This is a genomic window from Nonomuraea sp. NPDC004702 (assembly GCF_053601695.1).
The window spans coordinates 19302-31076 of the sequence record NZ_JBSGCE010000084.1; the positions used below are offsets into that span (position 1 = coordinate 19302).

At 73.7% G+C, this 11775-nt stretch carries 8 protein-coding genes; 6 read left to right on the forward strand and 2 right to left on the reverse strand.

What is annotated here, in order from left to right; translation table 11 throughout:
* Positions 1–4 precede the first annotated feature (4 nt).
* From ACWEJ6_RS48130 to ACWEJ6_RS48150, 5 genes are read left to right on the forward strand one after another with little or no spacing between them, the layout of a single operon-like run.
* Entirely contained in the window at positions 5–976 is a 972-nt protein-coding gene (locus ACWEJ6_RS48130) for an enediyne biosynthesis protein (RefSeq protein ID WP_452432078.1), read from the forward strand.
* On the forward strand, positions 973–6687 hold the full coding sequence (locus tag ACWEJ6_RS48135; protein ID WP_452432080.1) for a type I polyketide synthase: 5715 nt from the start codon (positions 973–975) through the stop codon (positions 6685–6687). Before ACWEJ6_RS48130 ends, ACWEJ6_RS48135 begins: the two co-directional genes overlap by 4 nt.
* A gap of 3 nt (positions 6688–6690) precedes the next feature.
* Positions 6691–7119 (forward strand): acyl-CoA thioesterase, encoded by a 429-nt coding sequence (locus ACWEJ6_RS48140; RefSeq protein WP_352329445.1) that lies wholly within the window; start codon positions 6691–6693, stop codon positions 7117–7119.
* Positions 7120–7141: 22 nt separating this feature from the next.
* Complete coding sequence (locus tag ACWEJ6_RS48145) at positions 7142–7681, forward strand: flavin reductase family protein (protein ID WP_352329447.1); 540 nt, start codon at positions 7142–7144, stop codon at positions 7679–7681.
* Complete coding sequence (locus ACWEJ6_RS48150) at positions 7678–9048, forward strand: cytochrome P450 (protein ID WP_387673783.1); 1371 nt, start codon at positions 7678–7680, stop codon at positions 9046–9048. Before ACWEJ6_RS48145 ends, ACWEJ6_RS48150 begins: the two co-directional genes overlap by 4 nt.
* Before the next feature lie 69 nt (positions 9049–9117).
* On the opposite strand, the gene ACWEJ6_RS48155 is transcribed toward ACWEJ6_RS48150, so the two are convergent.
* Both ACWEJ6_RS48155 and ACWEJ6_RS48160 read right to left on the reverse strand, forming a co-directional pair.
* Positions 9118–9873 carry a helix-turn-helix domain-containing protein gene (locus ACWEJ6_RS48155; RefSeq protein ID WP_452432082.1) on the reverse strand — a complete coding sequence of 252 codons (756 nt, stop codon included), beginning with the start codon at positions 9871–9873 and terminating at the stop codon, positions 9118–9120.
* A 219-nt stretch (positions 9874–10092) separates the two neighbouring features.
* Positions 10093–10944 carry a metallophosphoesterase family protein gene (locus ACWEJ6_RS48160; protein ID WP_449922444.1) on the reverse strand — a complete coding sequence of 284 codons (852 nt, stop codon included), beginning with the start codon at positions 10942–10944 and terminating at the stop codon, positions 10093–10095.
* A gap of 209 nt (positions 10945–11153) precedes the next feature.
* On the opposite strand from ACWEJ6_RS48160, the gene ACWEJ6_RS48165 reads away from it, so the two are divergent.
* Entirely contained in the window at positions 11154–11681 is a 528-nt protein-coding gene (locus ACWEJ6_RS48165) for a sigma-70 family RNA polymerase sigma factor (protein WP_357982041.1), read from the forward strand.
* The last annotated feature ends 94 nt before the right edge of the window (positions 11682–11775 follow it).

Here is an 11775-nt window from a genome sequence, read left to right on the forward strand (position 1 = left end):
CGGCATGGCCGACAAGACGATCACCCCGCCACGTCACGATCCCAAAGTGATCACGGCGCTGCGCCGGTTCGCGATCTCGATCACCATCTTCAACATCCTCGGCTACACCGTGCTGGGCTTCGAGCAGCCGTGGTCGTGGCCGTTCGTGGCGCTGGCCACCGGCTACACCGTGGAGATCATCCTTGAGGTGATCGGCGCCCGTCAGGAGGGCCGCGCGCCGCGCTTCCTCGGCAACGGGCCGCGCGGGCTGATGGAGTTCCTCTATCCCGCGCACATCACCTCCATCGCGCTCAACATGCTGATCTACGTCAACGACCAGGTGCTGGTCATGATGTTCGGCGTGACCGTCGCGGTGGGCGCCAAGTGGGTGCTCAAGGCGCCGGTGCGCGGGCGGATGCGGCACTTCATGAACCCGTCCAACTTCGGCATCGCGATCATCCTGCTGCTGCTGCCGTGGGCCAGCATCGCGCCGCCGTACCACTTCACGGAGAACGTCGACAACCCGATCGACTGGATCATCCCGGGGATCATCATCATCGGCGGGACCATGATCAACGGGAAGCTGACCGGCCGCATGTGGCTGATCGGCGGATGGGTGAGTGTCTTCGCCCTCCAGGCCGTGGTGCGCGGGCTGATCATCGACGACATCTCCATCCTCGGCGGGCTGTCGATGATGACCGGGGTGGCGTTCATCCTGTTCACCAACTACATGATCACCGACCCGGGCACGAGCCCGTCCAGACCGCTGTCCCAGGTCGCCTTCGGCGGCGGCGTGGCCGTGGTGTACGGCCTGCTCATGGGGATGAACATCCCGTACGGGATCTTCTTCGCCACGGCGGCGGTCTGCCTGATCCGCGGCGGCTTCCTGTGGGCGCTGCACATCGTGAACAAGGCGCGCGAGCTCGACGCCGCCAGGGTCAGCGCAGCCGCCGCCCAGGCGCTGCAGCACGCGCGGGAAGAGGTCGCGAAGGCATGACGAGGATCGCGATCGTCGGCATGGCCTGCCGGTACCCGGACGCCGCCTCTCCCCGGGAGCTGTGGGAGAACGCGGTGGCCGGCCGCCGGGCCTTCCGCCGGCTCCCGGACGAGCGCATGCGGCTGGAGGACTACTGGGACCCCGATCCCGCAGCGCCGGACCGCTTCTACGCCAAGACCGCCGCGGTCATCGAGGGCTACGCCTTCGACCGGGTGGCACACAAGATCGCCGGCAGCACGTACCGGTCGACCGACCTGGCCCACTGGCTGGCCCTGGACATGGCCGGCCGGGCCCTGGCCGACGCCGGGTTCGCCGGCGGCGAGGGGCTGCCACGCGAGCGCACCGGCGTCGTCGTGGGCAACACGCTCACCGGCGAGTTCACCCGCGCGAACGTGCTGCGGCTGCGCTGGCCGTACGTGCGGCGCACCCTGGCCGCGGCCCTGAAGGAGCAGGGCTGGGACGACGAGCGCCTGGCCGCGTTCCTGGCCGACTACGAGGTGGCCTACAAGAGCCCCTTCCCGCCGGTGGACGAGGACACGCTGGCCGGCGGGCTGTCCAACACGATCGCCGGGCGCATCTGCAACCATTTCGACCTCAACGGCGGCGGCTACACCGTGGACGGCGCCTGCTCCTCGTCCCTGCTGTCGGTGGTGACGGCCGGCAAGGCGCTGGCCGACCACGACGTGGACGTGGCCGTCGCGGGCGGCGTGGACCTGTCCATCGACCCGTTCGAGGTGATCGGGTTCGCCAAGACCGGCGCGCTGGCCAAGAGCGACTTCCGCCTCTACGACCGGCACTCCAACGGCTTCTGGCCCGGCGAGGGCTGCGGCATCGTCGTGCTGATGCGCGAGGAGGACGCGCTGGCCGCCGGGCGGCGGATCTACGCCACGATCGCCGGCTGGGGCGTCTCCTCCGACGGCAAGGGCGGGATCACCCGTCCGGAGGTGAGCGGCTACCTGCTCGCGATGCGCCGCGCGTACGACAAGGCCGGGTTCGGCCCCGAGACCGTCGAGCTGTTCGAGGGCCACGGGACGGGCACGGCGCTCGGCGACGCGACCGAGCTCACGGCCCTGTCGCGGGCCAGGGCCACGGCCGCGCGGCCGGCCGCGGTCGGCTCGATCAAGGGCATGATCGGCCACGCCAAGGCGGCGGCGGGCGTGGCGGGCCTGATCAAGGCGGCCATGGCCGTGCACGAGCAGGTGCTGCCGCCGACCATCGGATGCGTCGACCCGCACCAGGTGCTCACCGACGAGGGCGCCACGCTGCGGGTGCTGCGCACGGCCGAGCCGTGGCCGCAGGGCGCGCCGCTGCGCGCGGCGGTGACCGCCATGGGCTTCGGCGGCATCAACACGCACGTGGTGCTGGAGAACACCGGCCCGCGCCGGCGGGTGTCCAGCCGCGTCAAGGCGCTGGCCGCCGCGTCCCAGGACGCGGAGCTGTTCCTGCTGGACGGCGGCACCTGGGACGAGCTGCGCGGCCTGGTGTCGGAGCTGCTCGACTTCGTGCCCAAGGTGTCCTACGGCCAGCTCGCCGACCTGGCCGCCACGCTGCGCGGGCGGCTGCGCGGCCTGCCGTTCCGTGCGGCCGTGGTGGTCTCCTCGCCCGACGACGCCGTACGGCAGCTCACCCGCGTGCTGACGGCGCTGGAGTCCGGCGAGAACGCGCTGTCCACCCCAGACGGCAAGGCGTTCCTCGGCCGCGCGGCGGCGCGGCCGCGGATCGGCTTCCTCTTCCCCGGGCAGGGCTCGGGCCGCGGGACCGACGGCGGCGCGCTGGCCAGGCGCTTCGCCGACGTCGCCGAGGTGTACGCCACGGCGGCGCTGCCCGCCGACGGCGACATGGCGGCCACCGAGGTCGCCCAGCCGCGCATCGTCACCGGCTCGATGGCGGGCCTGCGCGCGCTGTCGCTGCTCGGCATCGAGGCGGACGCGGCCGTCGGGCACAGCCTGGGCGAGCTGTCGGCCCTGCACTGGGCGGGCGCGATGGACGAGGACGCGCTGCTGCGCGTGGCGACCAAGCGCGGCCGGGCGATGCGGGAGCGCAGCGAGCCGGGCACGATGGCCGGCGTGCGGGCCGCGCCGGAGACCGTGCTGGAGCTGACCGGCGACCTGCCGGTGGTGATCGCCGGGTACAACGGGCCGCTCCAGACCGTCGTCGCCGGGCCGGTGGCGGCGGTGGAGGAGGCCGGCCGCCGGGCCGAGCGCGCCGGGCTCACCTGGACCAGGCTGAACGTCTCGCACGCCTTCCACTCGCCGCTGGTCGCCCCGGCGGCCGAGGCGCTGGCCGGATACCTGGCCGAGGAGCGGTTCGGGCCGGTCGCCCGGCGGGTCGTCTCCACCGTCACCGGGGACGACCTGGCCGCCGGGACCGACGTCCCGGCGCTGCTGCACCGGCAGATCACCGCGCCCGTGCTGTTCGCCCAGGCGCTGGCCGCCGTGGCCGCGGACGCGGACCTGCTGGTCGAGGTGGGCCCCGGCCGGGTGCTCAGCAGGCTGGCGGCCGAGCTGACCGACGTGCCGGCCGTCGCGCTGGACACCGACAGCGAGTCGCTGGCCGGGCTGCTCGGCGTGGCCGGCGCCGCGCACGTGGCGGGCGTGCCCGTCGCCTGCGAGGAGCTGTTCCACGGGCGGCTGGTCAAGCCGCTGGAGATCGGCGCGGCGTTCTCGTTCTTCACCAGCCCGGCCGAGCAGGCGCCGCAGGTGCGCGTCAAGGCCGCCGCCCCGCAGCCGGCGGAGCGGGCGGCCGAGCCGGACGGCGGCGCGAACGGCGGGACGGCGGCCAAGCCCGGCGAGTCGACGGTCGAGCTGCTGCGGCGGCTGGCCGCCGAACGCGCCGAGCTGCCGCTGGAGATGGTGACCGAGGACAGCAAGCCGCTGGACGAGCTGCACCTCAGCTCGGTCACCGTCATGCACATCATCGACCAGGCCACCCAGCATCTGGGCGTGCCCGCGGGCATGGCGCCGGCCAACGTCGCCACCGCGACGCTCCAGGAGCTGGGCGAGGCCCTGGACCGGCTGGCCGCGCAGCCGCGCGCGCAGTCGGCCCGGGGCGTGGCGGGCGCGGCGCCGTGGGTGCGCCCGTTCGCCGTGGACCTGGACGAGCAGCCGCTGCCCCGGCGGACGGCCGAGGAGCGCGCGGGGTCGTGGCAGGTGTTCGCGCCCGCCGGTGCGTCCCTGGCGGGGCCGCTGCGCGAGGCACTCGAAGGGGAGAAGATCGGTTCCGGTGTCCTGGTGTGCCTACCCGCGCGGTGCGCGGCCGACGACCTGGAGCAGGCGCTGCTCGGCGCCAAGGCGGCGCTGGCCGGCGGGCCGGGCACCCGGCTCGTCCTGGTCCAGCACGGCCGGGGCGCGGCGGGGCTGGCCAAGACGTTCCACCTGGAGAGCGGCCTGCCCACCACGGTCGTGCACCTGCCGCAGGACGCGCCGCAGGCCGCCGCCTGGGTAGCGGCTGAGGCGGCGGCCACGACGGCGTTCTGCGAGGTGCACTACGACGCCGCCGGCGTGCGGCGGGTGCCGACGCTGCGGGCGCTGCCGTACCGGCAGGAGCGGGCGGAGGAGCCGCTGACCGGCTCCGACGTGCTGCTGGTGACCGGCGGCGGCAAGGGCATCACGGCCGAGTGCGCCATGGCCATGGCGGGTGGGGCGAAGGTGGCCGTGCTCGGCCGCTCCGACCCCGCCCAGGACGAGGAGCTGGCCGCGAACCTGCGGCGCATGGCCGCGACCGGGCTCACCGTCCACTACGCCAGGGCCGACGTCACCGACGCCGCCCAGGTGCGGGCGGCCGTGGCCGCGGCCGAGCAGGCGCTCGGGCCGGTGACCGCCGTCCTGCACGGCGCCGGGCGCAACGAGCCCGAGGGCATCGCCGGGCTGGACATGGACGCCTTCCGCCGCACGTTCGCCCCCAAGGTGGACGGCCTGCGCAACGTGCTGGAGGCGGTCGAGCCCGGACGGCTGCGGCTGCTGGTGACGTTCGGCAGCATCATCGGCCGGGCGGGCCTGCACGGCGAGGGCCACTACGCGACCGCCAACGAGTGGCTGGCCGACCTGACCCGCGAGGCGGGCGAGTTGCACCCGGGCTGCCGGGCGATCTGCATGGAGTGGTCGGTCTGGTCCGAGGTCGGCATGGGCGAGCGGCTGTCGGTCGTGGACCGGCTGGTCGAGCAGGGCATCACGCCGATCCCGGTGGACCGGGGCGTGGAGATCATGCGCCGCCTGGTGAGCGACCCCGACGCGCCCGGCGTCGTGGTGATCAGCGGGCGCACCGAGGGCATCCACACCGTGCGCCGGGAGGAGCCGGAGCTGCCGCTGCTGCGCTTCGTCGGCGCGCCGCTGGTCCGCTACCACGGCGTGGAGCTGGTCAGCGAGGTCGAGGTGAACGCCGGGACCGACCTGTACCTGGCCGATCACCTGCTGGACGGCAACCTGCTGTTCCCGGCGGTGTTCGGGCTGGAGGCCATGGCTCAGGTGGCGTACGCGGCCACCGGCCGTCCCGGGGCGCCCGTCGTGGAGCAGGCGGAGTTCGTCCGGCCGATCATCGTGCCGCCCGACGGGAGCACCACGCTCCGGGTGGCGGCGACGGTCACCGGGCACGACACGGTCGCGGTCGCCATCCGCAGCCAGGAGACCGGCTTCGACGTCGACCACTTCACGGCCGTGCTGCGCCTGGACGCCGGCGCCCCGCCCGCCGGTACGCCCGAGCAGTCCGGCGACGAGCTGCCGCCGGTCGCGCTGGACCCCGACACCCAGCTCTACGGCGAGGTGCTCTTCCAGGGCAGGCGTTTCCAGCGGCTGCGCCGCTACCACCGGGCCGCGGCCCGCGAGGTGGACGCCGACCTCCAGGTGGCGCAGGAGTGCGACTGGTTCGCCGGGTTCCTCCCGCCGGACCTGCTCCTGGGCGACCCCGGCATGCGGGACGCGCTGATGCACGGCAACCAGGTGTGCGTGCCCGACGCCACCCTGCTGCCGACCGGCATCGAACGCGTGCACCCGGCCGGGGCCGCGCTGTCCGGCGCGGACGAGGTGCGCTACTGCGCCTCCGAGCGGTCCAGGGACGGCGACGCCTACGTCTACGACGTCGCGGTCCGGACGAAGGACGGCGAGGTCGTCGAACGCTGGGAGGGGCTGCGGTTGCAGGCCGTGCGGAAGAAGGGCGGGGCCGGTCCGTGGGCGGCGCCGCTGCTCGGCCCGTACCTGGAGCGCACGCTGGAGGACCTGACGGGCGCGCGGGTCGCGGTCGTCGTGGAGCCGGGCGAGGGCACCGGCGACCTGGCCGTGGCCCGGCTCGGAATGGCAGAAGGCGTGCGGACGGTGTCGGCGCACGTGCCGGGACTGACGGTGTGCGTGGCCGCCCCAGGGCCGCTGTCCTGCGCCGTCGAGCCCGTCACCCCCGCCGGGCCCGGCGACCCGGGCGACCGGGACGACGGACGGGACGCGCTCGCCGGCGAGATCGCCGCAGCCTCCGGGGAGGACGCGGACACCGCCCGCGCCCGCGCCCGCGCCGCACTCGCCTGCCTGCGCACCACGGGCACGGAAGGGGGAACGGAAGGGGGCACGGCGGCGGGCACGGACGCGCCGCTCGCGGTCACCCGGGCCGCGGCCGACGGATGGGTGGTCCTGACCGGCGGCGGCGCGGCCGTGGCCACGCTCGCCACCCGGGTGCACGGCCTGCCCGCCCCCGTCGTCGTCGCGATCCGCACCGAAGGGCGGTCCTAGCCCATGGGCACCTACTACGAGTACCTGCACACGGTCGGCTTCGAGGAGACCAACCTCGTCGGCAACGTCTACTACGTCAACTACCTGCGCTGGCAGGGACGCTGCCGGGAGATGTTCCTCATGGAACGGGCCCGCGACGTGCTCGCCGACCTGCAGGACGACCTCAAGCTGTTCACCCTCAAGGTCGACTGCGAGTTCTTCGCGGAGATCACGGCCTTCGACCAGCTGTCCATCCGGATGCGCCTGATCGAGCTGGCGCAGACGCAGATCGAGTTCGGCTTCGACTACGTCCGGGTCACCCCGGGCGCGCCCGAGGTCCTCGTCGCCCGCGGCAGGCAGCGAGTGGCCTGCATGCGGGGGCCGAACACCAAGACCGCGCCGGCGAGGGTCCCCGAGCCCCTGGTCAGGGCGCTCGAACCGTACCTGGCCTAGAACCCGGACCCAGGAGGTCACCGTGCAACTCCACTCATCGGCCCCGGCGCCGCAGGTCGCGGACGCCAAGGCGCTGCGCGACGCGTTCGGGGCGTTCGCCACCGGCGTCACCGTGATCACCACCGGCGGCGAGGTGCCGCACGCCATGACGGCCAACTCCTTCACCTCGGTCTCGCTCGACCCGCCGCTGCTGCTGGTGTGCGTCGGCAAGGGCGCGGTGATGCACCAGTGCATCACCGCGGCCACGTCGTTCGGGGTGTCGGTGCTGGCCGGGCACCAGGAGGCCGAGGCGCGGCACTTCGCCGACCGCTACCGGCCGCTCGGCCTGGCCCAGTTCGCCGACGTCGAGGTGACGCCGGGCGAGGTCACCGGGGTGCCGCTCATCGCGGGCGCGGCGGCCCGTTTCGAGTGCCGGGTCTGGCGCGCCTACGACGGCGGCGATCACACGATCTTCGTCGGCGAGGTGCTGTCCCTGAGCCGGCGGGACGACTGCGACGGCCTGCTGGTCTACCGGGGCCGTTTCGGCGAGACCTCCCCCGCCCTTCAGGGGGTGTCGGCGTGACCACACTGGGCACCCGCCCGGTGGCGCTGGGCGGCCGCGTGCCGCCCGGCCCGCCGCCCTGGGCGGCGCCCGTCCTGTACCGGCGGCTGGTCGGCGACCGGCTCGCGCTGCTGTCGAAGGCGACCGCCCGGTACGGCGACGCGGTGCGCATGACGATCGGCCCGAAGAGCATCTACCTGTTCAACCATCCCGATCACGCCAAGCACGTCCTGGCCGACAACAGCGGCAACTACCTCAAGGGCATCGGCCTGGCCGAGGCCCGGCGGGTGATCGGCGACGGGCTGCTGACCAGCGACGGCGAGCGGTGGCGGCAGCAGCGCAGGACCATCCAGCCGCTGTTCCAGAACAAGCGGCTGGCCCAGCAGGACACCGTGCTGGCCGAGGAGGCCGGCCGCCTGGTCGAGCGGCTGCGGGCCCGGGTGGGCGGCGGGCCCGTGGACGTGGCCGGGGAGATGACCGGCCTGGCGCTCGGGGTGCTCGGCCGCACCCTGCTCGACGCCGACCTCGGCGCGCACGGCTCGATCGGGCACGCCTTCGAGGGCGTCCAGGACCAGGCCATGTTCGAGATGGTGACGCTGGCCATGGTGCCGTTGTGGCTGCCGCTGCCGCTGCACCTGCGGTTCCGCCGGTCCCGGCGGGAGTTGTACCGTGTCGTGGACCTGCTGGTGGCCGAGCGGCTGGCGAACCCGACCGGCGGCGGCGACCTGCTGTCCCTGCTGATCGAGTCCACCGGGCTGCGGAAGGACCCGCGGGCCGCCCGGCAGCGCCTGCGCGAGGAGCTGGTCACGGTGCTGCTGGCCGGGCACGAGACCACCGCCAGCACCCTGTCGTGGGCCTTCCACCTGCTGGACCGGCATCCGGAGGTGCGCGAGCGGGTGCGGGCGGAGGCCGTCTCGGTGCTGGGCGACCGGCCGCCGGTGTACGAGGACCTGCGCAGGCTGACCTACACGGCGGCGGTGCTGGAGGAGGTCATGCGGCTGTACCCGCCGGTGTGGGCGCTGACCCGGGTGGCGCGGGAGGACGACGAGGTGGGCGGGTACCGGGTCCCGGCGGGGGCGGACGTGCTCATCAGCCCGTACACGCTGCACCGGCATCCGGCGTACTGGCGGGAGCCGGACGCGTTCCGTCCCGAGCGGTTCGAGCCGGGCGCGCCCGCCGACCGGCCGCGGTACGCCTACATCCCCTTCGGCGCGGGCCCGCGCTTCTGCGTGGGCAACCACCTGGGGATGATGGAGGCCACGTTCGTGCTGGCGATGGTCACCCGGGAGCTGCGGCTGACCGGGCTGCCCGGCCGGCGGGCGGTCCCGGAGGCCATGTTGTCGCTGCGGGTGCGCGGCGGCCTGCCGATGACGGTGAGCCCGGCCTAGAGACCGGAGGTCACGCAAGGGCCCGCGGACGTCGTCCGCGGGCCCTTCCGCACGTGCCGCCCCCTCCTGTCAGGTGTGGGTGTCGGTCCAGGCGAGCAGGTCGCGCAGGGCGAGCAGGACGGGCGGGTCGAGCGCGTTCATGGGACGCAGCCGCAGGTCGGTGCGCTCGCTGCCGCCGCCGCCCACCTCGATCGGCCCGATCCGCGCGATGCACGTCGCGGCGTCACCCTGGGGCGGGTGGTGCACGGCGTCCTCGCGGGACTCGGCCACGGACTGGGCGATCAGGTACCAGCTGCCCTTGGGCACGTTCTCCAGCACGTACGGGCCGGGCCGGTCGATCAGGGTGAAGCTCGCCGGTCTGCCCTCCAGGATCTGGCCGGGGAACACGCCGGCGAACACCGGCCGGTCGGCCAGCGGCGAGGTCACGACGCCGTGCAGGGTCGCCGCCGGGCCGCCGAACGCGCGCTCGCCGCCGGCCAGGTCCGCCGCCGTGACGCTCAGGAACTGCCGGTACCTGCTCGGCGACAGGCCCACGCTGTGGGTGAAGCGCGAGCTGAAGGTGCCCACGCTGGAGTAGCCGACCTGGTGGCTGATGTGCGTGATGCTGAGCGAGGTGGACACGAGCAGGCGTTTGGCCTCGCGCAGCCGCACCGCGGACAGGAACCGTCCAGGGGACAGCCCGGTCACGCGCTGGAAGACGCGCGAGAAGTGGAACTTGCTGAACATCGCGGTCCGCGCCATGTCGTCAATGGTGAGCTGCTCGCCGTGGTTCTCCTGCATGCTCTCGATGACCCGCAGGACCGCTCGTTCGATGACGTCGTCCATATGGTCTCCCGGAACCCGGAAGCCCTCGGGCGCGCGTCCCCCGTCGATTCTCCGGCCGGAGAATTCCCGGGGGGCGCGACGATTCCTCGGCGCTCCGGATGCATTGCCTTTCGGTTGCCACCTGGTACACGCTCTCGGGCGCGCAGTACGCTGCATGACAAATCGCCCTTTTTTAGGAAATCTTCGGAAATCTCGGCAATTTCTCTGAGAATGCGATTTTTATCGGGCCCATTCGCGGCGGGGGGCCGGCAGCAGTTGCCTGAGCGCCCGGCCGTCGCGGTGGTGCGGACGCCGCTCGTGCGGGTAGCCGAGCGAGACCTCCTCGAAGCGCACCCCGTCGTGCCAGCTCGTGCCCGGGATGTGCAGGTGGCCGTAGACGACCGCGGCGGCCCGGAAGCGCAGGTGCCAGTCGGCCGTCTGCTCGGTGCCGCACCACTGCGCCAGCGCCTGGTGCCGCAGCACGCGGGTGGGGGCGCGCAGCAGCGGGAAGTGGTTGACCAGGACCGTGGGCAGGGCCGGGTCGAGCGCGTCCAGCCGCAGCTCGCTCTCGCGCACCCGGGCCCGGCACCACGCCTGCCTGCTGGGATAGGGCTCGGGATGCAGCAGGAACTCGTCCCTGCACACCACCCCCTGTTCGCGGGCCAGGCCGAGCGCCTGCTCCCGGGTGGTGCCGGGCGGGCGGAAGCTGTAGTCGTACAGCAGGAACAGCGGGACGACGGCCACCGGGCCGCCCTCCCCCGTCCAGACCGCGTACGGATCCTCGGGCGTGAGCACGCCGAGACGCCGGCAGATCTGCACCAGGCGCCGGTAGCGCTCCTCGCCGCGCAGGCCGGGGTCGCCGGGCGTGGTCCACAGCTCGTGGTTGCCCGGGGCCCACACCACCTTGGCGAAGCGCTCGGCGAGCAGGCCGAGCGTGCGCTCGAAGGCGTCCAGCCGCTCGGCGACGTCCCCCGCCACCAGCAGCCAGTCGTCCTCGGTGCGCGGGCGCAGCTCCTCGACGGCCGCCCAGTTCTCGGGAAATCCGACGTGGAGGTCGCTGATCGCCAGTAATGCCGCACCGGAGGCGCTCACGCCGCGAGCGTATGCGCGCGAGAACGACCGGGAAGCGCGCGGCGAGAAGAACAGGGGTCCCGTAGGGGCGAATAGGGGGTGGCGGCGGAGCCTTTGTGGATAAGGGCGCGGGGGCGTCCGTTAGGGGTTGTTGCGGCGCACCGCGCATTCAATTCTGAGCATGCCGAAGAAAGCGGAAATTGCACGGCCGTGTTCCGGGGGTGAGGGTGATGGCCGATGTACGGGGGCAGGAATTCGCTGATTTCGCGCGGGAGGCCAGGCCCATGCTGCGCCGGGTGGCCTTCCGGCTCTCCGACGACTGGCACGAGGCCGACGACCTCGTCCAGCGCACCCTGCTGGCGCTGCACCGGCACTGGGACGGCCTCGACCGGCGCGACCGCGCCGAGGCGTACGCGCGGCAGATCATGCGGCGGCTGCTCATCAGCGACCGCAGGTCGCTGCGCTGGTCGCGGGAGGTGCTCAGCGGCGCGCCGCCCGACGCGGCCGCGGCGCTGGACCCCTACGACCTGGTGGGCGAGCGCATCGTGCTGATGGGCGCGCTGGCCAGGCTCGGGCCGCGGCAGCGGGCGACGATCTTCTTCCGGTTCTGGGAGGGGCGCAGCGCCGAGGACACGGCCCGGGTCATGGGCAACGAGTCCTCCACGGTCCGCAGCCAGACCGTCAGGGCGCTGAGCACCCTGCGGGCCGCGCTGGCGCGCACCGACCCCGCCGACCGTACCGACCGAAAGCCGACCTGAACGAGGGAGTACCCATGGGTCCACTGCTCTACGAGACGAGGGTGGAGACGCTGGAGGCGCTCGCGGACACCATCGTGCCCGGCCCCAAGCGCGG

What these genes read in the sequence shown, in the direction of transcription:
- ACWEJ6_RS48165 (WP_357982041.1), top strand. Translation starts at nt 11,154, where the DNA reads ATGGCCGATGTACGGGGGCAGGAATTCGCTGATTTCGCGCGGGAGGCC.
- ACWEJ6_RS48130 (WP_452432078.1), top strand. Translation starts at nt 5, where the DNA reads ATGGCCGACAAGACGATCACCCCGCCACGTCACGATCCCAAAGTGATC.
- ACWEJ6_RS48135 (WP_452432080.1), top strand. Translation starts at nt 973, where the DNA reads ATGACGAGGATCGCGATCGTCGGCATGGCCTGCCGGTACCCGGACGCC.
- ACWEJ6_RS48140 (WP_352329445.1), top strand. Translation starts at nt 6,691, where the DNA reads ATGGGCACCTACTACGAGTACCTGCACACGGTCGGCTTCGAGGAGACC.
- ACWEJ6_RS48155 (WP_452432082.1), bottom strand. Translation starts at nt 9,873, where the DNA reads ATGGACGACGTCATCGAACGAGCGGTCCTGCGGGTCATCGAGAGCATG.